25 protein-coding genes are annotated in these 26,652 nt (G+C 68.5%); 9 read left to right on the top strand and 16 right to left on the bottom strand.

What is annotated here, in order from left to right:
• On the bottom strand, positions 1-246 hold a 246-nt coding region (locus tag K7G59_RS20450), incomplete at its 3' end, for an FAD-dependent monooxygenase (protein ID WP_308295066.1).
• A gap of 518 nt (positions 247-764) precedes the next feature.
• Between K7G59_RS20450 and K7G59_RS20445 the strand changes: the two genes are divergently transcribed.
• Positions 765-1,553 (top strand): metalloregulator ArsR/SmtB family transcription factor, encoded by a 789-nt coding sequence (locus K7G59_RS20445; protein ID WP_225836254.1) that lies wholly within the window; start codon positions 765-767, stop codon positions 1,551-1,553.
• Between the two features lie 65 nt (positions 1,554-1,618).
• Entirely contained in the window at positions 1,619-2,134 is a 516-nt protein-coding gene (locus K7G59_RS20440) for a hypothetical protein (protein ID WP_225836232.1), read from the top strand.
• Positions 2,135-2,380: 246 nt separating this feature from the next.
• On the opposite strand, the gene K7G59_RS20435 is transcribed toward K7G59_RS20440, so the two are convergent.
• From K7G59_RS20435 to K7G59_RS20395, 9 genes are all read right to left on the bottom strand, one after another.
• Positions 2,381-2,962 carry a hypothetical protein gene (locus K7G59_RS20435; RefSeq protein WP_225836230.1) on the bottom strand — a complete coding sequence of 194 codons (582 nt, stop codon included), beginning with the start codon at positions 2,960-2,962 and terminating at the stop codon, positions 2,381-2,383.
• 79 nt (positions 2,963-3,041) lie between these two features.
• Entirely contained in the window at positions 3,042-3,503 is a 462-nt protein-coding gene (locus K7G59_RS20430) for a hypothetical protein (protein WP_225836229.1), read from the bottom strand.
• 401 nt (positions 3,504-3,904) lie between these two features.
• On the bottom strand, positions 3,905-4,732 hold the full coding sequence (locus K7G59_RS20425) for a hypothetical protein (RefSeq protein WP_225836227.1): 828 nt from the start codon (positions 4,730-4,732) through the stop codon (positions 3,905-3,907).
• A gap of 116 nt (positions 4,733-4,848) precedes the next feature.
• The gene (locus K7G59_RS20420) at positions 4,849-6,687 is read right to left on the bottom strand and encodes an alpha/beta hydrolase (RefSeq protein WP_225836226.1); all 1,839 of its coding nucleotides are present in this window, start codon (positions 6,685-6,687) and stop codon (positions 4,849-4,851) included.
• 9 nt (positions 6,688-6,696) lie between these two features.
• The gene (locus K7G59_RS20415) at positions 6,697-7,161 is read right to left on the bottom strand and encodes a hypothetical protein (protein WP_225836225.1); all 465 of its coding nucleotides are present in this window, start codon (positions 7,159-7,161) and stop codon (positions 6,697-6,699) included.
• Positions 7,162-7,284: 123 nt separating this feature from the next.
• A complete protein-coding gene (locus tag K7G59_RS20410) occupies positions 7,285-8,580 on the bottom strand; it encodes a hypothetical protein (RefSeq protein ID WP_225836224.1) in 1,296 nt (431 codons plus the stop codon).
• Between the two features lie 55 nt (positions 8,581-8,635).
• Complete coding sequence (locus K7G59_RS20405; protein ID WP_225836223.1) at positions 8,636-9,574, bottom strand: N-acetylneuraminate synthase family protein; 939 nt, start codon at positions 9,572-9,574, stop codon at positions 8,636-8,638.
• Positions 9,575-9,588: 14 nt separating this feature from the next.
• Positions 9,589-10,806: an N-acylneuraminate cytidylyltransferase gene (locus tag K7G59_RS20400; RefSeq protein WP_225836222.1), complete on the bottom strand. Its 1,218-nt coding sequence runs from the start codon at positions 10,804-10,806 to the stop codon at positions 9,589-9,591.
• Positions 10,807-10,841: 35 nt separating this feature from the next.
• A complete protein-coding gene (locus tag K7G59_RS20395; RefSeq protein WP_225836221.1) occupies positions 10,842-12,188 on the bottom strand; it encodes a DUF6716 putative glycosyltransferase in 1,347 nt (448 codons plus the stop codon).
• 198 nt (positions 12,189-12,386) lie between these two features.
• Here K7G59_RS20395 and K7G59_RS20390 point away from each other — a divergent pair, with 198 nt between their 5' ends.
• Together K7G59_RS20390 and K7G59_RS20385 are read left to right on the top strand one after the other, a co-directional pair.
• Positions 12,387-13,367: a glycosyltransferase family 2 protein gene (locus tag K7G59_RS20390; RefSeq protein ID WP_225836220.1), complete on the top strand. Its 981-nt coding sequence runs from the start codon at positions 12,387-12,389 to the stop codon at positions 13,365-13,367.
• Positions 13,367-14,740: an alpha-2,8-polysialyltransferase family protein gene (locus K7G59_RS20385; protein WP_225836219.1), complete on the top strand. Its 1,374-nt coding sequence runs from the start codon at positions 13,367-13,369 to the stop codon at positions 14,738-14,740. The genes K7G59_RS20390 and K7G59_RS20385 overlap by 1 nt, the downstream gene beginning before the upstream one ends.
• A 353-nt stretch (positions 14,741-15,093) precedes the next feature.
• Here K7G59_RS20385 and K7G59_RS20380 read toward each other — a convergent pair whose 3' ends face one another.
• Together K7G59_RS20380 and K7G59_RS20375 are read right to left on the bottom strand one after the other, a co-directional pair.
• Entirely contained in the window at positions 15,094-16,443 is a 1,350-nt protein-coding gene (locus K7G59_RS20380; protein ID WP_225836218.1) for an alpha-2,8-polysialyltransferase family protein, read from the bottom strand.
• Complete coding sequence (locus K7G59_RS20375) at positions 16,440-17,426, bottom strand: glycosyltransferase family 2 protein (RefSeq protein WP_225836216.1); 987 nt, start codon at positions 17,424-17,426, stop codon at positions 16,440-16,442. Before K7G59_RS20375 ends, K7G59_RS20380 begins: the two co-directional genes overlap by 4 nt.
• A 194-nt stretch (positions 17,427-17,620) precedes the next feature.
• Here K7G59_RS20375 and K7G59_RS20370 point away from each other — a divergent pair, with 194 nt between their 5' ends.
• The 4 genes from K7G59_RS20370 to K7G59_RS20355 all read left to right on the top strand — a co-directional run bounded on the left by K7G59_RS20370 (position 17,621) and on the right by K7G59_RS20355 (position 21,378).
• On the top strand, positions 17,621-18,574 hold the full coding sequence (locus K7G59_RS20370) for a helix-turn-helix domain-containing protein (RefSeq protein WP_225836214.1): 954 nt from the start codon (positions 17,621-17,623) through the stop codon (positions 18,572-18,574).
• 89 nt (positions 18,575-18,663) lie between these two features.
• Entirely contained in the window at positions 18,664-19,563 is a 900-nt protein-coding gene (locus tag K7G59_RS20365; protein ID WP_308295065.1) for a helix-turn-helix domain-containing protein, read from the top strand.
• A 132-nt stretch (positions 19,564-19,695) separates the two neighbouring features.
• Positions 19,696-20,187, top strand: a complete 492-nt coding sequence (locus tag K7G59_RS20360; protein WP_225836212.1) for an RICIN domain-containing protein — start codon at positions 19,696-19,698, stop codon at positions 20,185-20,187.
• Positions 20,188-20,277: 90 nt separating this feature from the next.
• Positions 20,278-21,378 carry a S1 family peptidase gene (locus K7G59_RS20355; protein ID WP_225836210.1) on the top strand — a complete coding sequence of 367 codons (1,101 nt, stop codon included), beginning with the start codon at positions 20,278-20,280 and terminating at the stop codon, positions 21,376-21,378.
• A gap of 9 nt (positions 21,379-21,387) precedes the next feature.
• On the opposite strand, the gene leuE is transcribed toward K7G59_RS20355, so the two are convergent.
• Together leuE and K7G59_RS20345 are read right to left on the bottom strand one after the other, a co-directional pair.
• Positions 21,388-22,041 carry a leucine efflux protein LeuE gene (gene leuE, locus K7G59_RS20350; RefSeq protein WP_225836207.1) on the bottom strand — a complete coding sequence of 218 codons (654 nt, stop codon included), beginning with the start codon at positions 22,039-22,041 and terminating at the stop codon, positions 21,388-21,390.
• A gap of 57 nt (positions 22,042-22,098) precedes the next feature.
• Positions 22,099-23,679, bottom strand: coding sequence for a methylmalonyl-CoA mutase (locus K7G59_RS20345; RefSeq protein ID WP_225836205.1), 1,581 nt, complete (start codon positions 23,677-23,679; stop codon positions 22,099-22,101).
• A gap of 87 nt (positions 23,680-23,766) precedes the next feature.
• Between K7G59_RS20345 and K7G59_RS20340 the strand changes: the two genes are divergently transcribed.
• The gene (locus K7G59_RS20340) at positions 23,767-24,585 is read left to right on the top strand and encodes a L,D-transpeptidase family protein (protein WP_225836203.1); all 819 of its coding nucleotides are present in this window, start codon (positions 23,767-23,769) and stop codon (positions 24,583-24,585) included.
• A 250-nt stretch (positions 24,586-24,835) separates the two neighbouring features.
• Here K7G59_RS20340 and K7G59_RS20335 read toward each other — a convergent pair whose 3' ends face one another.
• Positions 24,836-25,972 carry a hypothetical protein gene (locus tag K7G59_RS20335; protein ID WP_225836201.1) on the bottom strand — a complete coding sequence of 379 codons (1,137 nt, stop codon included), beginning with the start codon at positions 25,970-25,972 and terminating at the stop codon, positions 24,836-24,838.
• Positions 25,972-26,634, bottom strand: a complete 663-nt coding sequence (locus K7G59_RS20330) for an RNA polymerase sigma factor (protein ID WP_225836199.1) — start codon at positions 26,632-26,634, stop codon at positions 25,972-25,974. The genes K7G59_RS20335 and K7G59_RS20330 overlap by 1 nt, the downstream gene beginning before the upstream one ends.
• Positions 26,635-26,652 lie beyond the last annotated feature (18 nt).

Raw genomic sequence — 26,652 nt, 5'->3', positions numbered from 1 at the left:
ACTGTCACAGAAGACGTGCTCGGCCGTGGCCACTCCGAGGGCGGCGAGGTCGTCGCCGAGGCCGAGTTCGGTCAGCTCCCGGACCCCGTGCGGAAGGAGGTTCATCCCGACGCCGAGCGGCCGGATATCGCGGGCGCTCTCCAGTACGACCGCGTCGATACCCGCGGCGTGCAGGCTCAGCGCCGCTGTGAGCCCGCCGATCCCGGCGCCGGCTATGAGCACAGGCGCCTTGGTCATGTCTTTCATTTTCCGCCTCCCCCAGGCGTTGAATTACTCATGCTGTGTCCGGACGACGGCTTGACACCATCGACACCATTGACACCATCGCCACCGTATGAACGTGGACTTGGCGGCGACTTGGTCCGCGGCCTGGTATCGGCCTCGACAACGGCCCTGCCGAGGCCGACGCCGCCGCCCGGCAAACGCCGACTCGTCGGTCAGTTCAGGCCAAGTCAGTAGCGAATGCTGTGACAGCGCGGCATCGGGAAGAGGGGCGCCGTCAGCCACCGACCACCGGTCCGGATGGAGGTCTCATGAGGCTCAGCTGTGAGTGCCGCTCTTCCCCGGTGGGGGCCGTCAAACATCGCGCTCACCGACTTCGGCTTGTCAGTGTGACGTAGGGGCATCGAGCAGGACAGGCGTGCTGGGGCGGCCCTGGAGGTCGGTGCACATCGCTGCGCTCAGCTCGCACGGCTGGCCTCGTCCTTGACGATAGGCAGGCGAACGCCTGCATAATGTCGAACGTGAGCCTCGAAGCAACAGCGATGGACTTGGTGTTCAAGGCGCTTGCCGATCCCACCCGGCGGCTCCTGCTTGACCGGCTACGCGAGCACAACGGGCAGACACTGCGCGAACTGTGCGAACGCCTTGAGATGACGCGCCAGTCGGCGACGCAGCACCTGGACATGCTCGTGCGGGCCAACCTCGTCACCGTGGTTCGGCGGGGCCGGGAGCGGCTGCACTACCTCAACCCGGCCCCGATCCATGAGATCGAGGAGCGCTGGATCTCCGGCTTCGACAAGCCCCGCCTGCAAGCGATCAGCGCCATCAAGCACCAGGCAGAGGAGTACACCATGACCGACGCACCCACACCGGTGCCGGATTACGTATACGTCACCTACATCCGCGCCAGTGCGGAGCGGGTGTGGCAGGCCCTGACCGACGCCGACCTGACGGCGCGCTACTGGGGACACGCCAACGTCTCCGACTGGCAGCCGGGTTCGGCCTGGGAACACCGGCGAGCCGACGGCTCAGGCAAGATCGACGTGGTGGGCCGTGTCCTGGAGGCCGAGCCCCCGACCCGGCTGGTCATCACCTTTGATGACGTCCCCGATGCCGAATCGCCGCGAGAGCCGTCGGTCGTCACCTTCCTCGTCGAACCGCATCAGGACATCGTTCGCCTCACCGTGACCCACGAGAACCTCCCCAACCAGGAGATGCTGGGCGGCATCTCGGCCGGCTGGCCGGCCGTGCTGGCGAACCTCAAGTCGATGCTGGAGACCGGCGAGGTCCTGCCGCAGGCGCCCTGGGAGATGAACCGTGCCCACAGCTGAGCCGCGCCTCTCCGCCCCTTGTCCATTCCGTTTCCGTATGACGCCCGCATAGAGAGGTACACGACATGCTGGACGCGGCCCCACTCCAGGACGCCTACCGGGCACTGCTCGACGCCGCCACCACCGTGGCCAACGCCGATGACCCCAGCCCCGCCCCGCCAGACGGTGAGTGGAACGCCGACCAGATCCTTGCGCACGTCTCTCTCGTCAGCGCTGCCACCATCGCCGCTGTCGCAGGTGTCGCAGCGGGGGGCAACACGACGTACGACAACCGGATCGCCCTCGACGCCTGGACTATCGAGCAAACCATCGCGCACGCCGGCGGCAACGCCGGGCTCCGGGACCGCATACGCTGCCAGGCAGCCGCCCTGTGCGCACTCGCCGGAAGTGCGGCGCTCAGCGATGCCGAGCTCAGTACCCCTGCACCCGCCCGGCTCCTGTCCAACGGCACCCTCATGGTCGATCAGCCCATGCCGCTGCGCGACATCGTCACTGGACTGGCGGAGGCAGAACTGCCCGGCCACACGAAACAGCTCCTCGCCCTCCTCCCCGACCGGGCCGAGGCCGAGGCCACGCGGTGACCAGGTCGTAGCGACCTGACTTCGGCTCGTCAGTGAGATGTCCGGGGAACTTGCCGCTACTGATGGACTGTCGGCTGTAATCCACGATGTGTGAGGCGGACGGGGGCGGGTTGACGCCGGAGGCACGTCGACGCCGAGAGGCGGGGCGGATGCCGGCGGTGGCACTGTTCGCCCAGCTGACGGTCTTCCCTGACGCTCACTCCCAAAGGGCTCGAGAGCGGCGCTCGGCCTGCTCGTCGGTGGGGCTCATTGAAAGGAGGCGGGGTCGGCCGTGCTGGAGCTGTCCGCGGCGAAACAGGGGGAGGTCACGCTGATCGCTGCCAAGCCCTCCCCCTTGGCCCTGTCCACGACACCGGTGAGTGCGGTCATCCAGAAGTCGTCAGGGACGGTACGCATGCTCACGGATGGGAAGGGGTCGGACCAGTCGCCATCCGAATTCTGGAATGTGTAGCCGCGCTTCACCCAAGCATCCCTGGCCTGACGCACGAGCTTCTTCGCCGCACTGCCTGGCACCCCCGTCAGTTGGTACGTGACATGGGCCTGCATGCGCTTGCCTGAGCTGTTGTCGTCGGCGAGGCATGGGCCGAGCGACTCGAGCGGAGTGCGCTTGAGGGTCGGCTTCGGGGACATGCCATCCACGGCCTCGTGGACGATTGCTTCTGCGCGATCGGTTGCGTGCTGCGCATCCATCCTGGCCTGCTCCGTTGGTGTGCCGTCGCCCTTGTTGCCCGTCTGCCCCGTTCCGCACGCCGCCAGCCCGATCGCCATGGCCAACGCGGCAACAACCGACATCGTCCGTGGCAGCCACACTGGGTTGCCTCCGGTCATGGTCTTCGCATTGTTTTTAGGGAGTTCCTCTCCCTGGTCTTCGAGTGGGCGGGTATGACGCCGTCGGCAGCTCACCGCGTCAGCCGTTGCCGACCGCAGTTCCGGGCTTGCTCCGGAAACAGTCAGACACCACGGTGACTTCAATCATGGACGAACGCTCGCTCTCGGAGGGCTCGATCCACAGTCTGAGGTCGGCGGACATGTGGCCGTCAGGCGAGTTCGCCACAATCTGGGGAACTTTAGCCGGACTCTTGTCGGGGCCATCCTTGACGATCTTCCAACCCTTCACTGGAAGCTCCTTTCGCAGGCGATCCATCACTCCCTTGAGGGCTTCGCCCGATACGTCATAAATGCTCCACGGATGATGCATGCGGTGTACTTTCTCATCCGAATCGTAGGACGAGCAGGGGACGGAAAAGGCGCCCGACTCGATCACCTTGCCCTTCACCGCCATAACGCCGAGAATCTCACTCGATGCATGCTCAATACTTTCCTTGACTCTTTGCTCGTCGCGGAGTTCGGCCTTTTTCTCGTCGCTCACCTGAGAGCACCCTCCCAAGAAGACAGACACCAATGCCATAGACGCAGCAACAGTCCGAGTCATACGTTTATTCACGAGTCACCTTGCCATACCGTCCCGCGATTACGAGACCTTGATCGCGTAGGCTCTTCGAACCCTCATCCCAGAAGGCTCTAGAGCTCCGGCGACCGATTCCATGATGCTGGCTCCGATTTCAGGATCGGTAGGATTGGCTCGCCCGCGCCAAAAGCCGCCAGAAGGGAGGGTCCGCCGTGCCGGCGGGCCTCGTGGCGAAACAGGGTGATGAACACTGGTGACCGCGACCCCTCGCCCTTGGCCTTGTGTCGACGCCACCGGCGAGTGCGGTCATCCCGAAGTCGTCAGGCACGGTAAGCCGATTCCAGATATTGGCGGTCGCGCTGTCACGCAGTCGCGGTCCTCGGGCGTTCCACGGGAGTCGTCACTGCCACCCGCAACGCGCCGTCGACGGACGGGGCCAACTGGGCCACTGTCCCGTCAGCGGTGTTGCGGGCCAGGAGTGCAGGGGCACGCGTTGCCGTCGGGACGTGCCGTACCATCCAGCCGCTGCTCTGGAAGTAGGCGCGCCCCCGCTCCAATACCTTGGCCGTAGCCTCCTCCCCCAGCGGCCGGGTCGACCAGGTGTGGTGGGCGTAGGTGTCGTCGCCCTCCTGGTAAGTGGCCAAGCGCTCTCCCTCCCGTGTCGGCGCGTGTGGCACCCGGAGCGCGTCGTAGATGCGGCTGGAGTGGTCGAGGGCGCGGCGCTCTGCCAGTTCGTCGGTGGGGGCCTGCTGGAAGGAGGCGGGGTCAGCCGTGGAGGCAGCATTGGACGCAAAACAAGGTGAGGTCACCCCTATGGTTGCCAGACCTTCCCCTTTTGACCTGTCCAGGACACCAGTGATGGCGTACATCCAGAAGTCGTCGGGCTCTGTACGCATGTTCACCGTGGGGAAAGGGTCGGACCAGTCGCCATCCGACGACTGGAACTTGTAGCCCAGTTTCACCCAGGCGTCCCGCGCCTGCCGGACAAGGTTCTTGGCCTGGCTGCCCGGCACTCCGGTCAGCTGGTAAGAGAGGCTGACCTGTTGACGCTCGCCAGAGCTGTGGTCATCGGCAAGACAGGTTCCAATCGGCACGGGCCCGATCCGTTTGAGGGTCGGCCTCGGCGACATGCCGTCCACTGCCTGATGAATGATCTCCTCCGCGCGCTTCATTGCTTGCTGCTCATCCATGGCAACCTGTTTCGATGCGTCCTTCCCCGCCCTGCCCGTGCCCTGATCCGATCCGCATGCAGCTACCGCGACCACCGTGATCAGTAGTGCGACAGCCGATACCGCTCTGCGTGTTTTCACGGCCTTCCTCCGGTTACGATCTTCGCCATATTCTCCAGGGAGTCGCCATCCCAGTACTGCGAGTGAGCAGGCACCTTCCCACTCCATGTAGGCGGCTTGCCGTCAGCTACATGGAACGTCTGTCCACCGAAATCATCGGACGTTGGATCATTTCCATACATAATTGAGTGATCGTTAAAGAGGCGCCAGTACGCCATCGGGTTCAGTGGTGCAAGCGTTCCGGCCGGCGGCGGCACGAGGTTCACGAGGTCGTTTTTGGCGGTAGCCGCCCAGACATGGTCGGCGCCGATATGCAGGTCCTTGGCGTGATTCACTCCCGCACCGGGGCTGCCCACCAGGATCGCGTTGTCCACGGGTAGGTCTGGGTGGTCGCGCATCGTCTCTCCAGCGACGAGGCTTCCGTAACTGTGACCCAACAACGTGGAATTTACGGGCCCATCGTGGGCCGTGTCGATGCCCGTCAGGAAGTTACTCAGCGGCTCGCGTGCGTGGTCGGCGAAACTGGTGTTATATGCCGCATCACCAACGAGGCTCTGCGGCGCGTCGTAGCCGAGCCAGAGGAGCGATGCCGTCGAATGGCTGGGGTCCAAATACTGCGCTTTTGCCTGAAGCGCCTGGGCACGATTGATGTCACCATCAATATTGTTCAGATTAGCACCGGTTCCCGGCACATAGGTGACCACGTTGTCCGCAGTGTCAGGATTTCCTATCGACACGATAGCGTGACCCCGGTTCTTGGTATCGAAGCCGAGTAAGTAGGGCCGAGCGTCCTCGCCTGTGGAGGTGTCGAAGTGTTTCTGGATCGCCTCCATGCCGTCGAGCCCACCACGGGCCTTCTTCCGCGCCTTGTCCCAGTCCTTCCATTCCTGGGTCTCGACCAACGCCCCCTTCACTTCCGTACCTGTCATCGGGTTGAAGTAGTTTTCATACCGCTTGGGTTCAGGGTGCTTCTTCAACCAGTCCTCGTAGTCCAGTTGCGCCTGTGCGTGAGTCTCGTCGAGCACAGTTCGGTTGGCCTGGTCCCGCACGGTAGCTGGCAGCCCGTCCATCGCGCCGATCGAGTCGGGGTGTACGGACAGGTAGTCCGCCTGCTGCTGTGGAGTGAGCTGATCCCACCAGACCTTGTTGTCCTTCGGGCTGTCGCCCTGGGGCGGGTGGGGCAGGGAGTCAAGGTAGTTCTTGCCCGCATCGCGGACACCGTCCGTGTCCGACGTGACGTCGGTCCAGTCCCGGTTGGAGACCACCAGGTCGTCGTCGGCCTTCAGGGCGCGCAGCTTCGGCGCCCACTTCGCGTCCGCGTCGGTCGCCTCCTTCAGGGCGTCACCTACGCGGTAGGCCAGTTCTATCGCCTTGCCGAAGTTCGGATTGGGGTTGATGTTGGCCGCCTGCCGGTCGACCGCCACCACCATCGGGTCCGCCGGGGTCACTCCAGGCGGGACCGTGCCGCCCTCCGGCGTCTTGCCGTCGGCCTCCTTGCCGCCCGCCGGGTAGTTGACCGAACCGTCCGGGCCGACTGTGCAGTTGGTCGCCCGGGCGTCCTCCAGGGCTGCCTCCAGCTTCTGCTTCGCCACGGCCAAGTCGAAGGCGAAGCCGTCCAGCGCGGTGCTGACCAGCGCGCACTCGGCCTGGACGTAGTGAAAGTTCTTCGACAGTTTCTTCAGCTCTCGCAGCGCGGCGTCCGCCGTCTCTCCCCTGAGCTGGTTGCGGATCCCCGCGCTGATCTTGTTGTCGATCGTTTCCTTGGCCGTACCGGCCATCTCACTCGTGGCTCGGTATCCATCTGCGGCCTGTTGGTATTCGTTCGGCTCGAGAGCCTGCAGCGTGGCGAGATCCATGACCGTCGATCACCGCCCGCTCGCCTGGCCACCGACGGGCTCGGTGTCCTGGTATTTGAGCTTGAGCTTGTCCAGTTCGGCTTTGACGTCCGCGTCGGTCATCGACAAGTCAGTTCCGGACCGCGCCAGCAGTCCGCCCAACTCAGCACAGCGGGCGCTCACGTCGCCGACGTATTTCTTCCAGGAGTCGTACAACTCCTTCTGTGTCGCCGCGGACTGGCATCCGGCCGTGTCCCCCAGGCCATCCTGCCCGGAGTCCAGCTTCGTCAGCGCCTTCGTGACATCGTCTGTCAGCCCGTTGGTGTCCCCGCCTGCTTGGGCCCATGCCTTCTTGTCCGACTGCAGCCGGCCCGCACCGGCGCCGGGCGCAGGGCCACCGCCGCTCCCGTCGGCCACCGCCTGATTCAGCTGCATGTGAGTGGACCCACGCGCCGCCGCGTCCGCCTTTAACTGCTCCCACTCGTCCCAGGACATGCGTGTACCACTCCCCGTTTCCCCGCTGCCGCCTTTTCTGCGGTCGTCGGCACCGTAACGGCGCGCCAAGGGCAGTCGACTGAGTATTCGTACTCATGTCTGGGAAAATGACGGAAAGCCGTCCTAGGCCAAGCCGGTCACCGCCGCCAGCCGATGCACGTCCCGTGCGGTCCCGGTCACCCCGGACAGGAAGCCCTGGGCCCTCGGCGAGGCGTTCTCGGTCAGCCACGACGGGTCGATGTCGCATACCGCGACGCGGACACCCGTACCGGCCAGAGCCAGGGGCAGGGTGTGGACGACCGTCGACGGGAAGCTGAGGATCGTGCGGCCGATGGGGCCCCGGCGGGCTATCAGTTCCAGGGGGAGGTCGGGGCGGACTATCTCCAGGCCCGTCTCCGCGGCCAGGCGGTGGAGTTTCTCCACGCTCTCCCTGCGGTGGGCGAAGTAGCGCTTCACGCCGTGGGCCCTGGACAGGGCACGGACCGCCTCCAGATAGCGGTCGCCGTCCACGACCCCGGTCTCCACCAGGGACGTGCCGACCATGTCCGCGCCCCTGGTGATGCGTGGCGGGCCGAAGCGGGCGCGGGTCCAGGAGAAGTCGTTGGCGGTGACGGTGACGCCTTCCGGGGTCTCCTCGACCGGCATGGAGGAGAAGACCTCGACCCGGCGGCCGACACTGGGCGTCAGACGGCGGCGGGCCGAGGAGGAGACCGGGGCGAACAGCAGGTCCCTGGGCCCAGGACGGCCGCCCTTGCGGTGCCAGCGGACCAGGCGCTCGCCCCGGGCCAGCTGGGCCACGAACTCCATCGTCGCCGTGCCGTCGTCCACCACGACCAGGTCCTTCGCCCGGGTGATGGTCAGCAAGAGCTGTACGTAACGGGAGAAGGGGTCCCCCATGACGATCCGGTCGGCCCGGCGGAGCGGGCCCGCCAGGCCGCCGATCGTCGAGAAGGGCGCCGTCGTGCCGCCCCGCGCCTCCTCCCAGCGCACCCGGTACCCCTCGTCCCGGGCCAGGTCCGCCATGCGGCGCAGCTGGCCCCGGGTCATGGGGTCCCTCGGGGACAGGACGACGACCGTGAGCTCGGCGCCGGCCGGCAGCGACGAGTCGCCGACCGGGAGCGACGCCTCACCGGCCGACGACGACTCACCGGCCAGCGGTGACTCACCGGCCGACGGCGGCGAGTCGTCGACCGATTGCGGCGACTCGTCGACCGATTGCGGCGACTCGTCGGCCGACGGCGGCGAGTCACCGGCCCCCGCCCGCCGCACCTGCGCAGGCACGGACGGCAGGATGTCCGGCTCCGCGCCGCGCAGGCCGTGCAGGTGTGCCCACTCCAGTACGTTCAGCAGCTGGACCGGGCTCTCCACGAAGGCGAGCGTGCGGGGAGACTGGCCGGCGCGACCGGCGCGGGGGCTCATCGGCGTACGACCGTCCCGTCGTAAGGGAAGTGAGGGCCTCAAGGAGCCGACGGGGTCAGACCGCGACCGGCTCGCCCGCCGCCGCCGCGATCTCCGCCTCGGCGACGACACCGGCGACGCGGCGCAGCTTCTTCATCGGGCCCAGCTCCGAGTCGTAGACCTTCTTGACGCCGTCACCGAGGGAGGCCTCGATGGTGCGGATGTCGCGCACCAGGCGCGTGAGACCCTGCGGCTCGACGGAGGCGGCCTGGTCGGAGCCCCACATCGCGCGGTCCAGGGTGATGTGGCGCTCGACGAACACGGCGCCCAGGGCGACCGCGGCCAGCGTGGTCTGCAGGCCGGTCTCGTGGCCGGAGTAGCCGATCGGGACGTTCGGGTACTCCTTCTCCAGCGTGTTGATCACACGGAGGTTCAGCTCCTCGGCCTTGGCCGGGTAGGTCGAGGTGGCGTGGCACATGACGATGTTGTCGCTGCCCAGGACCTCGACCGCGTGGCGGATCTGCTTCGGGGTCGACATGCCGGTGGAGAGGATGACCGAGCGGCCTGTCGCACGCAGGGCGCGGAGCAGTTCGTCGTCCGTCAGGGAGGCGCTCGCCACCTTGTGGGCGGGGACGTCGAACTTCTCCAGGAAGGCGACGGCCTCGGTGTCCCACGGGGAGGCGAACCAGTCGATCCCCTTCTCCTTGCAGTACGCGTCGATCTGGCGGTACTCGTCCTCGCCGAACTCCACCCGGTGGCGGTAGTCGATGTAGGTCATCCGGCCCCAGGGCGTGTCGCGCTCGATGTCCCACTGGTCGCGCGGGGTGCAGATCTCCGGGGTGCGCTTCTGGAACTTGACGGCGTCGCAGCCGGCCTCGGCGGCCACGTCGATCAGCTTGAAGGCGTTCTCCAGCTCACCGTTGTGGTTGATGCCGATCTCGCCACAGATGTAGACGGGACGGCCGGGGCCGACCTCGCGCGAACCGAACGTGCGCAGACGGGAGTTGGTGCTCATGGCAGGAGATGTCCTTACTTGGGGAGGGAATCGAGAGAGGGGCCGAGGATCCAGCTGGCGATCTCCCGGATCGCGCCGTCACCGCCGGGGACGGTGGTGACCGCGCGTGCGGCGCCGCGTACGACGTCATGGGCGCTCGCGACCGCCACGGGCCAGCCGACGAGGGCGAAGCACGGGAGGTCGTTGACGTCGTTGCCGACGTAGAGCACGCGCTCCGGCGCGATGCCCTGCTCCTCGCACCACTGCTTGAGGGCGAGGTCCTTGCGGTCGATGCCGTGCAGCACCGGGAGCTTGAGCTTCCGGGCGCGGGCGGCGACCACCGGGTTCTGTTCCGTGGACAGGATCAGCATCTTCAGGCCGCTCCGGCGGAGGGCCGCGATGCCGAGTCCGTCGCCGCGGTGCACGGAGACGAACTCCCGTCCCTCGGAGTCGATCAGCACCCGGTCGTCGGTCTGGGTGCCGTCGAAGTCGAGGACGACGGCGTCGATGTCGTCGTGGGTCGGCAGCGAACCGGGGCGGTCCGCGTCGAAGAGAGGGGCCAGGGCACGTGCCCGGGCCAGGTCGTGCGGGTCGTCGATCTCCAGCACCCGGGCGGGGTCGGTGCGGACGAGTTCCGTACGTCCGAAGAAGCGGTGCTGGTGCTTGCGGAAGCCGGACGCGTCCATCGCGTAGGCGGCGCCGGTCTCCAGGAAGTCCTGGGGGCGGTCCTGGCGGCGCGGGCGGAAGGACTTGTCGTGGTTGACGCCGAGGCCGCCCTCGTCCGCCTCGTCCGAGTGTCGCCAGACGAAGCCGTGGAAGGGAGCGACGGTGACGGCGGTGTCCGCACCCTGCTCGGCGACCGCGCCGGCCACGCCGTCGATGTCCTCGCGGACCAGGAAGGGGCTGGTGCACTGCACCAGCAGGACGACGTCGACGGGGGCGCCGTGCAGGGCCTCATGGGTGTCCATGGCGTGCAGGACCGCCGCCTCGGAGGTCGCGGTGTCACCGGCGATGACGGCGGGGCGCAGCACGACCTCGGCGCCCGCCTCGCGGGCCGCGGCGGCGATGGCCTGGTCGTCGGTGGAGACGACCACGTCCGTGACGAACCGGGTGGCCAGGCACTCGCGGACCGCGCGGGCGACCAGCGGCACGCCGCCGACGGGCGCCAGGTTCTTGGCGGGCACTCCCTTGGAGCCGCCGCGCGCGGGAATCACTGCGAGGACACGGCGTATCCCGACTGCGTTGTCGGACATGGGTATCTCTCCTTGAAAGCTCAGAGCTTGAAAGCTCACAGCTCCCCCATCCGCCGGATCACGGGTGCCACGCGCTGGACACCGTGCCGGTAGGCGCCGCGCGCGGCCCGGCGCACGATCTGGCGGACCGGTCCGGGCGCCTTGTCGGCGGCGGGGGCGCCGGGCAGCGGGGCGCCGTCGGGGCCGAGGTGGTGGCGGGCGAGGATGCCGGGCAGGTAGCCGGGCGCGGTCTCGGGGGTGTAGTAGGGGTTCAGGGGCGGCAGACCGCCGGAGCGCTCCAGGAGCCCCGCGATGCGCTCACGGGCGGTGTCGAAGGCGGTCGCGTACGAGCCGCCCCCAGAGGGGGTACCCCCAGCGGCGACGCCCTGCCGGGCCACCCACTCCTCGTCCGGCACCGGGCGGTGCCCGGCGTCGAGCTGGTCCCAGGAGGCGAGGCACCCGGAGCCGGTGAAGTGGTGGTTTCCGAGCACCTCGCGCACACCGAGGTCGGTCAGCACGACCGTCGGGATGCGCCGGTGCAGGGCCTCCAGGGCGGCCGTTGAACTGACCGTGACCAGCAGGTCGGTACGGTCGAGCACCTCGCCCATGTGGCCGTACACGAGGCTGAAGTTGGCCGGCACGTCCCTGCCCTGGACCAGCTTCTGGTACGGCAACTCCTCGATGTGGGTGGTGTGTTCGCCGGGCTTGGAGCGCAGCTTGAGCAGCACCTCGCGCTCCGGGTGCCTGCGGGCGTGCTCGATCAGCCGGTCCAGCAGGTACGCACGGTCCTTCCGGTTGTCCGGCACGGACGGCTGGGCCGCGAACACCACGGTGTACGGGTCGTGTTCACCGGTGTACGGCTCCCCGCCGAGGAACGGCAGGGCCACCTCGGTGACCGCGGAGGCGTCGGCGCCGACCCCCTCGAACACGGCCCGGAACCGGTCCGCGTCGTGGCGGGAGTTGGCGAGGACGAGGTCCGCGCCGTGCCGCAGCAGCAGCCCGTCGGTGAGCTTCTCGTAGACGACACCGACGTAGCCGGTGACGACGACGGGGCGCTCGCCGCAGCCGCCCCAGATGTTGCGCAGGCCGTGCAGCATGGCCTGCACTCCGCCGCCGACCAGGGCGAGGACGAGGATGTCGTACGAGTCCTCGCCCGTCGTCCGCTCGGTCATCTCGCGCAGGAACTCGACGCCGGTGACCTCGCGGAGGGAGTCGGCGCGGACGCCGACCTCCTCGAGCTGACGGGCGGTCGGGGTGGCGCGGCCCCGCAGGAGGTAGCCGTCGAGCCGGATCCCGGCATCCGCGGGAGTGAGACGCTGGGCGGTGAGCGCCCCCCACTTCCATCGGGTGTCGGAATCCGCGAGGACGGCGACCCGCAGGGCCTTCGTTGCACTGGCTGGCACGTCGCAGACGCTAGGAAGCCATTCCGAGGTTCCGCCCAACCCGAATGCAACAAACGGTTAACAGCACATCGCCGAATGGGGAATCAGGCCGCGAATGCCCCTGGGAATCACCTGATTCACAGGCTCGCCATGTTCAGTTCACCCAATATCAAGCACACGGTCAGGCCGAATGACGGGCAGCCCCCTAGCGTGAGGCAGGTGGTGAAGCTCTCGGTCATCGTGCCGTTCTACAACGTCCAGCAATACGCACCGGACACGCTGAAGAGCCTGCGTGCGAACGCGCGCCAGGACTTTGAATTCATCCTCGTCGACGACTGCTCGCGCGACGGGACGCCAGAAATCCTTGAGCACGCGGAGCAGGAGCTTCCGGGTGCCGTGCTGGTCCGGCACGAACAGAACGGAGGTCTGGCGACCGCGCGCAACACCGGAATCGACAGGGCGCGCGGCGAGTACCTGACGTTCCTCGACGGCGACGACTGGCTCGCCCCCGGTCACTTTCCCCGACTGGTCGCGGCCATCGAGGAGTTGGGCTGTGACTTCGTACGTACGGACCATGTGCAGTGCACGGGCCGGGCGCGTTCGCTCCACAGGGTCCCGCACGGCCGGCGGGGGGTCGTGATGAACCCGCGGGACGCGATCCTGCCCGCCGACCGCTCCACCTCTGTCGACTACGCGTATGCGTGGGCGGGTGTCTACCACCGCCGGCTGGTCGACCGGGGTTTGCTGCACTTCACGCACGGGCTGCGCACGGCGGAGGACCGGCCGTGGATCTGGAAACTGCACCGGGAGGCGGATTCCTTCGCCACGGTGGGCCTGCTGGGCGTTTATTACCGGCGCGGCGTCGCCTCGTCACTCACCCAGATCGGCGATGTGCGGCAACTGGATTTCATTCGCGCGTTCGACCAGGTGATCGAGGAAACCGCACGAGACCCGGAGGCCGATAAGCTCCTGCCGAAAGCCGTCCGCACATATTGCGCGGTCATGGCCCACCACCTGGGTTCGATCGAGAGGTTCGAACCCGCCGTGGCTCGACAACTGCGCTCCATGAGCTCAGCCGCCCTGAAGCGACTGCCGCAGGATGTGCTGGCGCAGGTGATGGAATCGATGGACCCCCAGCGCGCCGACCGGCTGCGCCGAGTGAAGCGCCGGCCCCTGACCGGCCGGACGGTGGCCGCCTGATGCCTCGTACGACCCACATCTTCTGCGCGTCGACCCTGTACGGTGCCGCGACCTTGGCTGCGGCCCTCGACGCCGGACTGTTCGAACCGGCCGACCGACGCCTGCTCCTGGTCACGAACAACGCGGCCATTCCCGAGACCACCCCCTCCGTCGACACGGTGCCGGGCTTCGAGCGGGTACGTGAGCGCTTCGACGGCGTGCTGTCCTGGAACGACACCATCGCCCCTTTCCATCCGAGCGGCTGGGGTCCGCGAGCCGGTGACGTTCCCATGTGGGAGCGGTACGTACGGCTGCTGTGGCGGCTCGGTGATGATGAGATCCGGCTGACCGTGGAGTCCGTGCAGGTCAATCCGGCGCTTGCGCTGTGCCAGGTGTTCACCGGCGCTCCCGTGGATGTCTATGCGGATGGCCTCATAAGCTATGGCCCCACTCGCGACAAGATCGACCCGCTGGTCGGCACCCGCATCGGCCGACTGCTGCACCTCGATCTCGTCCCTGGGCTGACCCCGCTGCTGCTCACCGAGTTCGGCGTACGGCCTGAACTGGTTCCGGCGGAGGCCTTCCTGAAGGTGCTCGGGGAGATCGCCGAGACCGAGGCCGTCGGAACCGGTCCGGCCGAACTGCCCGCGACCGGCGGCATACAGGGCGACACGCGACCGGCCCTGCTGCTCGGCCAGTACCTCTCGGCGCTGGGCATCCTCAGCGTCGCCGAGGAGGAGGAACTGCACCTGCGGATGGTGCGCGGCGCCGTGGCGCTCGGGCACCGCACGCTCGCCTTCAAGCCGCACCCTGTGGCCCCCGCCGGCTGGTCGCGGCGCCTTGCGGACGAGGCGTCCCGGCTGGGCGCCGAACTCACCATGCTGGAAGGGCACGTGCTCGCCGAGGTCGCCTTCCAGCGGATACGGCCCGCCCTGGTGGTCGGCTGTTTCTCCACGGCCCTGTTCACCGCGGCCGGTCTGTACGGCATCCCGGTCGCCCGCGTCGGCACCGACACCGTGCTGGCCCGCATCGCGCCCTACCAGAACAGCAACCGCGTGCCGGTCACCATCGCCGCCGAACTGCTGCCCGACCTGGGCGAGAAAGACGTGGTGGCCGACTGGTCGATGCCCCCGCGGGAGCGAGTGGAGGAGCTGAACGCACTGCTGACGGCGGTCGGCTTCGCCATGCAGCCGAAGATCTACCCGCAGCTGCGGGAGGCAGCCGAGAGCTACCTCTCCCAGCATCTGAACCCGCACACTTGGCAGTACTTCAAGCGCCGCCGGCTGACCTCGCTGGCACTGCCGGGCGGCGTACCGGCCCAGCTGTCGTTCATCCCGCGCAACGCGACCGTACGTCGGCTCGCGCGCAGGGCCAAGGCTCTTTCGAAGCGTTAGGCGCCGCCAGGTACCCCGCTCCATCAGGGAGCGGGGTTCTGTGTGCCCTCCCTTGCCCCAGAGGTCAGGCCACCACCCGGTCCGGCGCGATGCCGGTCGGCCCGCGGGCGGCAGGACTGCACAACGTGGATGTGCGCGCACGGCCTGGACGTCGGCAAGACCGCCTTCTGTCTGATCCACGAGCACCTGGCTGGTTCGGCATCCGGGTGCTGCGCCGCGGCCTCCGTCTCGCTCCACGGCCGACGTTCCCGCCACCGTGACGAGTCTGCTGGTCCTGGCCGACGCGCTGAACGCCAGAAGGCCGGCGAGTGCTCCTCGCGCCCGCCGGCCTTCGCGTTGCCCGTGTGACCGGGTCAGCGCTGTCGTGCCCTGATCTGTCGCACGGCCTTGCGCACCGCCGGATGGCGGCGCAGCGCCTCGGTCCGGATCGGGCTCCCGCCGGGCAGGCGGAGCGCGGTCAGGCGGCGCTTCTTGAAGTACTGCGGGTGCTCCGCGAGGTGCGCGGTGAGCCAGGAAGCCGCCTCGTCGTGCAGACCTGGGTGCTTGCGGGACTGCATGCAGTAGCCAACAGTCCGCACGAGTGGCCCCAGATTCTCCGCCAGAGCGTCGAGTTCGAGCGGAAGGCCGAGGGTTTCCCGCTCCGCGTCGGGCAGCGCCGCGTCGATGATGGTGAGCGGAACCCGGTTGCTGTTCTCGTACGGGGTGATGCGGTCGAGGAGCAGTTCCGTGCCGACGCGGGCGACCGGTATGCCGTAGAAGGCGGCGGCGGTCATGAGGGCGGTGGAGAAACAGCCGATGACGAGTTCCGGCTTCAGATGGGCGAAGACGGTCTCGGCGAGGACGGGCTCGTTCAGGATTGTCAGCCGGGCCCCGAGTTCCGCTGCTGCCGCCTCCAGCGACTTGTTGTAGACGGAGGGGGCGCTGGGGTGGGGCTTGAACAGCACGCTCTGGTGTCCGGCGCGGACGGCGGCGTGCAGCATGCGGACGTGGAGCTCTTCTTCCTCTTCCTGCGTGATGAGATTGATGGCGGAGAGGTACTGGCCGAGGAGCACGGCAGTGGGTCGGTGCGCGGCGGGGATCCTGTCGGCGAGGGCACCAGCACCCTCGTCGCCGATCTCGGCGAGCACCTCCACGATGGCCTTGTTCGGAACGGGCTCGGGCTCGACCCCGTACTCGGACAGGAGCATCGGGCGCAATCCGGGTATCAGGTCGAGGTGCAGCACACGCGCGATGCGGCTGCTCATGCCGTGCGGAATGCGGTTGCGGGTGGGGCCGTAGCTCATCAGGCCGTCCGCGTACACGTGGATCGGGCTGTCGGCGAAGATGTCGGCGACCGCGCGGGAGGGGTTGGCCTGGATGGACTCGCAGGCGATCTCGACCGGCTCGTCGCCCAGGTTCCAGGCGAGGCGTACGGCCTTCTCCCACAGCAGGGCGTCCTGGGCCCGCGGGGACCAGCCGGCCGGGTGGTGCGGAGAGATGAAATCGTTCCAGGAGCGCACCTCGTCGAATTCGGGACGCAGCTTCTCGAAGCCGGCCATCCGGTCCAGCGGGGTACCGACCTCGGGAACGGCGGCGGTGTTGCTGACGACGAGAATGCGACGGTGGACCTCGCGGGGACCGAACAGTCCGGCGCGGATCGCAGCGGTGACGGTGGCAGCCGCGTACTGGGTGGCCGAGAAGAATATCTGGGTCGTATCCCTCATGCCGCGACTCCCTTCATGCCGCCGCGTATGCGCCGCAGCGTGTGTACACGTTCTTCGCCCATACCGACGAGGGCCTCGTTCAGCTCTTCCTCGGTCATCCTGCCCAGGGCCTCGGCGGCCAGCTGCCGCAGCTTGGCGGCGACGCTGCGTTCGAAGCGGCTTCGGTCGGCGAGTTGGTGGGCGATGACCACGCAGTAGTTGCGCAGCGCCTTCATACGCAGCTTCCGGGCTTCGGGGTCCTCGGCGAGTTCGGCCAGGACGAGATCGAAGGAGCGGAAGAAGTCCAGCTGGCGGACGTCGCCGATCTGGGTCAGCGAAGTGGCCACACCCCGGCGGTAGAAGACGCCGCGCAGGCCGGCGACCACGTAGGAGTCGGCCTTGCGGTGGAGTTCCCAGATCCAGGGACGGTCCTCGGCGGTGCGCAGTCCGTCGTGGAAGCGCAGCAGGCCGCGGTCGAGCAGTCGGCGGTGGTAGACGCCTGCCCAGGCGTAGGGGTAGTCGACCATGGTCGTGTCGTCGACGGGCAAGATCGAGGAGCGCGGGTCGAGCGGAGTGTGCCGACGTCCTTCCGGGGCCCGGTGGACGGCGCGTTCGATGCCGGTGACCTGGACGTGGTCGGTGCGGACGAAGTCGACGTCGAAGCGTTCGGCGCAGTCGAGCAGGTCGGTCAGATAGCCGGGGGCCAGCCAGTCGTCGCCGTCGAGGAAAGTGAGGTAGGTACCTTCGGCCGCATCGATGCCCGTGTTGCGTGCGGTGGCCAGTCCGCCGTTCTGTTCATGCCGGATCACCCTGCTGTTCGGGAGCCGCTTCGTCAGCTCCAGCAACGCCTCGTAGGTGTAGTCCTTCGTCGACCGGTCCTCGACGAATATGAACTCGAATTCGTCCCGGGCGTTGTTGACGAGGCTGGTCACGGTGTCCGAAACGTACGTCTCGATATTGAAACAAGGAACGATCACGGACAGTTTCGGGGGCCGGTTGGTCACGCGAACACCTGTGCTCTCTGTGGGCAGATCCCTGCGACGGTAAGAGATCTTCGACGCGGTTCACCGACCCTTCAGCGAACATCAGGTGAACGTGAGGTGATGCCACGGCCTTCCTTTCCTGGGAAGACACCGGTGATCCACTCATACTCCCCTCGTGCATATGATCGACGGCTGGATGTCCGAGGAGGGATTCCGTGATCACCACGGTGTTTTGCAGTGAGGACCTGCCTCCGGCCGAGCGACTGCCCTACTTCGACGGCTTCCTGCTCAACAGCGGGTATCCGATGCGGGTGACCAGCACGAGTCCCGAGCACTTCCGGGCCACGGTGCGGGCGCTGTTCCTCGGACCGGTGACCGTCATGGAGCTGACCTGCTCGCCGTCCGTCGTACGGCGCACCGCCGCACTGATCCGCCGGTCCGATCCCGAGATGTACTCGGTGGTGTTCCCGCGGCGAGGCGACCTGATGGTGACCCAGGCAGGCCGCGAGGCGATGCTGAGCGGGCGGGACTTCGCGCTCTGTGACAGTTCGCAGCCGTTCGAGACACGGATCCCCGGCGAGGGGACGACGACCCTGGTGTACGCGCACGCACCCCGCGCGCTGCTCCCGTTCCCGGCAGAACGGACCCGTCGGCTGCTCGGCACACGACTGCCCGGGCAGATGGGGGTGGGGGCACTGCTCACCCAGTTCCTGACCGACATGACCGTCGACTCCGCCTCCCTGGCTGTCGGTGCCACGCAGCTGAGCACGACGGCCCTGGACCTGATGGCTGCCTCGCTGGCCCATCACCTCGACGGCTTCGCCTGGGCCGAGGACGACTCGGACCAGCACGCCATGCTCCTGCGCATCGAGTCCTTCATCCACGAGCACCTGTCCGATCCGGATCTCTCCCCGCAGGCCGTCGCCACCGCCCACCACATCTCGGTCAGCTATCTGCACCGCCTCTTCCGTGTCCGCGACACCACGGTCATGGAACTGATCCGCCGGCAGCGCCTGGAACGCGCCCGCCGCGATCTCGCCGACCTGCGGCTGCGGGACATTCCGGTCCACCGCATAGCGGCCAGCTGGGGGTTCAGGGACCACGCCACTTTCACCCGGGCGTTCCGCGCTGCTTATGGCATGCCCCCGTCGATTGCGCGACGCAATTAGGAAACGCACCGTTCACCCGAAGGGCTCAACTCCCCTTTTACCTTCCTTGGGTCTCGATACGCACAGCACGTGATTCGGCGGGGGAGATCATGAGGGCGTTCACAGACATGTACGGCTGTTGTTTGACGGACCTCTCAGGGGAGTTACAACTCACCGAGCTCGGGGCGATGTCGGTGTGGGCGGCGACCTTGCCACCGCACATCCACGAAGGAACCCTTGAATCGGCTGTGGGCTCCACTGCCAGGCACTACCACTTGGCGCTTCTCCTCTCGGGTGATGCGGTGGTCAGCCATGAGAACCGGGAAACGGCCCTCTCTGCCGGCGACTTCTGCTGGCTCGACTGCTCCCGGCCGTACGAGCTCCAGACCAGTCTGATCAGTGCCGTGGGTATCGTCGTCCCCGAGGCCCTTCTGCCCCTGCGCCGGGGCGAGGCCGACCTGACGCTGGGCCGCCGCATCGGAAGCCGCGACGGTGTGGGCGCCCTGCTCGCCCGGTTCCTCAAGCAGGTGACCGGAGACACCGGCGCCCACAAGCCCACCGACGGACCGCGTCTGGCCATCGTCCTCGGTGACATGGTCGCCGCGCTGCTCGTCGGTGCCCTGGAATCCGACCGCCGTCTCCCGACGCGGCAGCCGCACCTCACCCTGACGCCACGCATCGAACGATTCGTCCAACAACACCTCTGGGACTCGCAGTTGACTCCCCGGAGCATCGCTGCCGCGCACGGCATCTCCCTGAGCTATCTGCACCGGCTGTTCCAGGACCAGAAGGAGACCGTCGCCGCCTACATCCGCAGGCAACGCCTCGAGCGTGCACGCTTCGACCTGGCCGACCCGGCTCAGGGCACCACTCCCGTCCACGCCATCGCCACCCGCTGGGGCTTCTCGCGCGCCACCGACTTCACCCGCGCTTTCCGCGCCGCGTACGGCATCCCGCCCACCGTCTACCGTCGCCACTCCCATGCCCTCGGTCGACGGATTGCCATATGAGTGTGCTCTGACCGCCAAGGCCTCAACCGCGCTGGCTTGGCACGCTGTTCATCCGGACGGCACCGGCACCCCACACCCGCGGGACCGCTGCCCTCCGAGCTCTCCACTGGCAGCACTCAGGAAGAGGTTCTGGTGAAGAAACTCCGTCTCGCGGCCGTCACCGCCGTCAGCACCCTCGCCGCCGGCGCGGGCCTCATGTTCCCGGCCTCCGCCCAGGCGACACCCACCTACTGGACGTTCCAGAACGAGCGGTTCGGCACCTGTCTGACCGCCGGCGACAGCGGATCGGCTTACGCCACCTACTGCCAGGGCTGGAACCGCCAGCAGTGGGACTGGGTGGGCAGCGGCCACAACGGCTACCTCCAGCTCAAGAACCGCGAGACCGGCCGGTGTCTGATGACCGACAACAAGACGAACACCAATGCGGTCTGGATGAGCGACTGCAGCACCGGGGCCGCCGGTCAGTGGTGGTACTACGACGCTTCCTACAAGGAGCTGTTCAACGAGCTCGGCACGACGAACGACGGTTACTTGAGGACGAGTGACGTCAAGGACGCCGTCTACTCCACCGACCTGGGCCAGGTGGACATCTCCTACTACCACTGGACCGGCAGGACCGTCTGACGGACCAAGCGGCTGGTGCTCGGGGGTTGGACAACCTCCGAGCACCAGCCGTTCGTCCAGTTCCACCCATTCGACGTAAGGACCGCATGCATGTCCAGGATGCTCGCTTCCACCGGTAAGACCCTGGTGGCCGTCTCCCTTCTCGGCGCTGCGCTGACCGTGGCGCCCGAAGCGAGCGCCCACACCGAGCCGGCCGCTCGGCAGACGCATGACGTCCCGGTGGCCGGAGGCCCGAGCGGCGACGCGAGCCAGAAGCTCGCCGACCGTCTTGGCATATCCCACACCGCCGGTATCTATCTCGACCGCACCAGACGTCGGTTCGTCGTCACCGTCACCGACGACAAGACCGCGCAGGCGGTGAAGGACGCCGGCGCCATCCCACGGCGGGTGGCCTACGACACCGCCTACCTGAATGGCATCAAGACCAAGCTCGACGCCGGCTTCCGAACTCCCGGGACCATGTGGGGCGTGGACATCCCTGCCAACCAGGTGGTGGTCCGCGCGGACAGCACGGTCAAGGCCGACGACTTCGCGGCACTGAAGAAGTTCGTCGCGCCCTACGGCAAGGCCGCTCGTGTCGTACGCATGACGGGTAGGACCGAGCGGACAGCGGGGGCCATCAACGGCGGGGACTACATCGAGAATGGTGTGGTCTCGTGCTCCTACGGTTTCACCGTACGCAGTAAGACGGATTCGAGCTACAAGGCGTTTCTCACCGCAGGCCACTGCACCAACACGTCCGGGACAGACTGGCGGAAGTCCGATGGAACTTACATCGGCTACACCACCGGGCACAACGTCGCCAACGGGAACGACTTCGGCCTTGTCCGGGCCTACAACGCAAATGTGACGTACTACGGCAACGTCGAAGGCGCGAACGGCGTGTCCCAGGACATCACCTACTCGCGCGACAGCAAGGTCTACGAGACCGTGTGCGCCTCCGGTTACCGCAGCGGATACGGCTGCGGCGAGCTCGGTCTCAAGAACCAGACCATCAACTACACCGACGGTATGACGGTCACCGGCATGGACGTCGCGAGCATCTGCCGCAATCACGGCGACAGCGGTGGACCGCTCTACGCCCAAGACGCCGCGCTGGGTCTGCTGTCCGGTTCCAACGACAGCGAGTGCTTCAGCTACTACCAGCCGGTCAACGAGGCCCTGGCCTGGTACGGGATGGAAGTCTTCTGATCCTTTGGCCTACGCGCCCGCCATCGACAGCTTCACCGCGAAGCCGAGGAACAGCGCACCCGCCGCCGTCGTGGCCGTCGCCGACAGCCGCTTGCGGCGGCGGAAGGCGGCGGCCAGGCGGGTGCCGCCGAATATCAGCGCGCTCAGGTAGAGGACGCTGGCCAGCTGCGCGAAGGTGCCGAGGACGGCGAAGGACAGCGCCGGGTAGGCGTAGCCCGGGTCCACGAACTGCACGAAGAAGGCGACGAAGAACAGGATCGCCTTGGGGTTGAAGAGGCTGACGACGAAGGCGCGCCGGAAGGGCCGCTCGTCGGTGGCAGCGGCGGCCGGACCGCCCTCGTCGGCGGCAGGCTCCCGCCTGGTGCGCCACATCTGCCAGGCGGCGCGCAGCATCCCCACCGCCAGCCAGCTCAGATATCCGGCACCGGCGTACTTCACGATCCCGAACAGCACGGCGTTGGCCTTCAGCAGCGAGGCGACCCCGGCCGCGGACAGCGTCATCAGCACGGTGTCCCCGCACCAGACGCCGGCGGCGGCGGTGTACCCGGCCCGCACTCCGCGGCGGGCGGCCACGGACAGCACGTACAGCGAGTTGGGGCCTGGCAGCAGGACGATGAGGGCGAGACCTGCCAGGTAGGTGGGGAGATCGATGACGCCGAACATGAGAGGGAGTGTCGCACGCGGGTACGACACCCTGGCGTCGGTGCCCAGAACGCGGACTCAGAAGGCATCGCTCGGCTCGTAGCTGCTCCACACCTCCCGGAGCGCGTTGCACACCTCCCCCACGGTCGCCTGTGCCCGCAGCGCCTCCTTCATCGGGTACAGCACGTTGTCCTCGCCCTGCGCGGCCTCCTTGAGGCGGGTCAGTGCCGCGTCCACCGCCCCCTGGTCCCGTCCGGCGCGCAGCTTCGCGAGCCGTTCCGCCTGCCGCGCCTCGATCGCCGGGTCCACGCGCAGCGGCTGGTAGGGCTCCTCCTCGTCGAGCCGGAAGCGGTTGACGCCGACCACCACCCGCTCCCCGGAGTCCGTCTCCTGGGCGATGCGGTAGGCGTTCCGCTCGATCTCGGCCTTCTGGAAGCCCCGCTCGATCGCCGCGACCGCCCCGCCCAGGTCCTCCACCCGCCGCATCAGGTCCAGGGCGGCCTCCTCCACGGCATCCGTGAGGCTCTCGACGGCGTAGGAGCCCGCGAACGGGTCCACCGTCGCCGTCACGTCCGTCTCGTACGCCAGCACCTGCTGGGTGCGCAGCGCGAGCCGCGCGCTCCTGTCCGTCGGCAGGGCGATCGCCTCGTCGAAGGAGTTGGTGTGCAGGGACTGGGTGCCGCCGAGCACGGCCGCCAGGGCTTGCACGGCCACCCTGACCAGGTTCACCTCCGGCTGCTGGGCCGTCAGCTGGACCCCGGCCGTCTGGGTGTGGAAGCGCAGCATCAGCGACTTCGGATTCCGCGCGCCGAACTCCTCCCGCATCACGCGGGCCCAGATCCGCCGTGCCGCGCGGAACTTGGCGACCTCCTCCAGCAGCGTCGTACGGGCCACGAAGAAGAAGGACAGTCGGGGTGCGAAGTCGTCCACGTCCATGCCCGCCGCCACCGCCGTACGGACGTACTCGATGCCGTCGGCGAGGGTGAAGGCGATCTCCTGCGCGGGGGACGCGCCCGCCTCCGCCATGTGGTAGCCGGAGATCGAGATCGTGTTCCACTTCGGGATCTCGGCGGTGCAGTACCTGAAGATGTCCGCGGTCAGACGCAGCGACGGCTTCGGCGGGAAGATGTACGTCCCGCGCGCGATGTACTCCTTCAGCACGTCGTTCTGGATCGTGCCCGTCAGCCGGTCGGCGCTCACTCCCTGTTCCTCCGCCACCAGCTGGTACAGGAGCAGCAGCAGTGCGGCCGGGGCGTTGATCGTCATCGAGGTGGAGACCTGGTCCAGCGGGATGCCGTCGAACAGCACCCGCATGTCCTCGACCGAGTCGATCGCCACGCCCACCTTGCCGACCTCGCCGTGCGCGAGGGGTGCGTCGGAGTCGTGGCCCATCTGGGTGGGCAGGTCGAAGGCCACCGACAGGCCCGTGGTGCCGTGGGCGATCAGCTGCCGGTAGCGGGCGTTGGACTCGGCCGCCGTGCCGAAGCCGGCGTACTGGCGCATGGTCCAGGGGCGGCCCGTGTACATGCTGGAGTAGACCCCCCGGGTGAAGGGGTACGCCCCCGGTTCGCCCAGTTTCGCGTCCGGGTCCCAGGTCTCCAGGGCCTGCGGCCCGTAGACCGGCTCGATCGGCAGTCCCGACTCCGACTCACGCGTCATGGATGCCTCCGCAGTACGCAGTACGTCGTATCCCCCCTCACCATGCCCTGTAGTTCGGCGGCGGTCACGCTGGGAAGCATCCCCGGCATGAGGATCACGGGCAGACTCGCCGCCGTACTCGCCTCGGCCGCCGCGCTCGCCGCCCTCTGCGGCTGCACCGTGCAGCCCGCGCCCGCAGACGGCAGGCCCCCGGCATCCGCGCGGCTCCGGACCCCGGGGAGCCACGCTGCCGGTCCCACCCGTACGGCCCAGCAGCCGCCGGCCGCACCCGCACCCCGGGTGCTGTGGTCTCGGGGTGACAGCGGAACCGGGGTGCGGGAGCTGCAGGCGCGGCTGCGGCAGGTGGGCTGGCTGTTCGACGGACCGACGGGGTCGTACGACGATCTGACCGAGCGGGCCGTCAAGGGCTTCCAGGGCAAGCGCGGGCTGCCGCGTACGGGGCAGACGGACACGGTGACCTGGCGGCGGCTGCTGGCGATGACGCGTCCGCCGGGCCGCTGGGAGCTGTATCTGATGGGCGGCCAGCCGGCAGCCGCGCCCGATGTGCGCTGTCTGAGCGGGCGGGTGCTGTGCATCAGCAAGACCAGCCGGACACTGCGCTGGATGGTGGACGGACGGACGCTGTCGACGATGTCCGTGCGCTTCGGCACGCAGTACACCCCCACCCGCGAGGGTGTGTTCCAGGTCTACTGGAAGTCACGGCACCATGTGTCGACGCTCTACCACTCGCCGATGCCGTACGCGATGTTCTTCAGCGGCGGGGAGGCGGTGCACTATTCGTACGACTTCGCGGCGCGCGGCTACGCGGGCGGCTCGCACGGATGCGTGAACGTGCGGGACGAGACGGCGATCGCCCGGTTGTTCGCGCAGGTACGGGTGGGCGACAAAGTCGTCATCTCCTGGTGAGGGTCTGCCGACGAGCGTCCCTGGGGGAGATGCGGGGCGCGGGCGGGACCGGGGGAACGTGTCCCGCCCGCGCCATGTGCACGAGCCTCGGGTACGGGGGGAACCCCGGCTCAGTGCGACGGCCGATGACCAGTCGGCTCACTCAGTACTGCGTCGCGGGCTCCGAAAACGTCACACCTTGAGCGAAGAAATTTTTCGCCGGGCCCGAAGACCCCTCGGCAAGGCACATCGGAAGGCGTGGGAACGCAGGTCAGCGTGTGCGGGAGGACCGGCTCGGCGACGGCGTCGGCGAGGCGTCGACGGTCCGTGCGTGGCGGCTCGGGGCGAGGGCCGAGGGGGTCGGCGCGACCCCGCTCAGGTGCCGGTCCTTGCCGCCGCCCCTGCCCTTGTCGTCACCGCGCCGGCCGGGGTGGCTCTCGTCGTCACCGCTCTGGCCGTTCCCGTCGCCCTTGCCGCCGCCGTCGGAGCCGGTGCCGCTCTTGTCACTGTCCTTGCCGGAAGCACCGGCGGAGGCATCGTCCGCGGCCAACAGGGCCTTGCAGTAGCTGCTCACACGAGTCGAGCCGCCCGCCAGGCTCTCGAGGCTGCGCCTGCGGACGGCGTCCAGCTCCTTGCCGTCGCGGATGTCACGGCAGGCGGCACCGGCGTCGCGCCACCAGGTGCCGGCGGTCCCGGAAGGCTTGACGGCGCCGGAGACGCCCTGGTCGGCGCCCCCTGCGCTCTGGCCGGTGCCCTTGTGGGTTCCGGAGGTGCGGCCGGTGCCGTCGCGGTCCGCTCCGCCCGTGCCGGCGTCGGGCGTGCCGGAGGGGGCGCCGCTGCCCGCGGTGGCCCGCGGGGACGTCGAGGCGAGCAGGCGGTCGGGACCCTGGGCCGTGGAGGTCGAGGAGGCGGGGCCGGGCCGGCCGCCGCCGAACGGCACGGGCAGCACCCCGGTCCCGGCGGCCACGGCGACCCCGCCGAGCGTGCCCGCGGCCAGCGCCGCGGCGAGCGCCAGCCGCACCGGGCGGGCCCAGTGGGGCCGGCCGGAGCGGGGGCGGGTGCGGGCCGGAGTTCCGGTTCGGGCGCGGGTGCCGCTGCGGACCGTGCCCTCGCCGACGCCGGGCGCAGGCACGGCGGAGCGCCGGCCAGGGGAGCCATCGGCCAGGGCGGCGGCGGTCCGCTCGGCCTCGGCGGCCTCGCGGGCCTTGCGGAACGCGGCCAGCGCGGCCTGCTCGCCGGGGAGTTCGCCGGTGGTGGGGGCCGCCTGCACGGACAGGGCGCCGAGCGCCTCGGAGAGACGTTCGGCCTGGTCACGGGCGGCGGCGTCGACGGCTTCGTCCAGCGGCTCCCCGCGCAGCAGCCGTTCGGCCGTCTCACGGTTCAGCCACTTGTAGTGCTCGTCGGCCATCACATGTCCTTCTGCGTCCGTGCTCGCGTATGCGTCACACTCACGGACGTCGCCGCGCCGCGGCTTGGTTCACGCTGGGGCGGGAGTGCGTCGAGCACACCCGAGGATTCCGGATCGTCGCCGAGGAGTTCCGCGAGCCGTTTCAGCCCGCGGTGCGCGGCGGTGCGTACGGCGCCCGCGCGCTTGCCGAGCGTGTCCGCGGCGGTCTTGGCGTCGAGTCCCACCACCACGCGCAGGACGACCGCCTCGGCCTGGTCCTGCGGGAGCCGCGCGATGAGGGAGAGGGTGCGGTCGGTGGTGAGGGCCTCGATGGCCTCGCCCGCGGTGTCGGACTCGGCGGCCCGGCCGGTCAGCTCCGTCTCGTCGCCGCCTATCGCGGGGCGGCGGCCGCGCATGCGTATGTGGTCCAGGGCACGGTTGCGGGCGATCCGGGCGGCCCAGCCGCGGAAGCGGTCGGCGTCGCCGTCGAACCGGTCCAGATCGCGGGCGATCTGCAACCATGCCTCGGACGCGACGTCCTCGGCGTCCGGATCACCGACCAGTGTGCGCACATAGCCGAGCAGCCGTGGGTGCACCGCGCGATAAACAGTACGGAACGCGGTCTCGTCCCCGTCCTGCGCCGATCGCACCGCGGCGGTCAGCTCCGCGTCGTCCCCCAGCACCTGACTCCCTCTACGCCC

Origin of the sequence: Streptomyces sp. NK08204 (assembly GCF_020400585.1) — a bacterium.
In the GTDB taxonomy this organism is placed as follows: domain Bacteria; phylum Actinomycetota; class Actinomycetes; order Streptomycetales; family Streptomycetaceae; genus Streptomyces.
The sequence above is the reverse complement of the archived record's forward strand: the minus strand, read 5'-3'. Positions and strand labels throughout refer to the sequence as shown.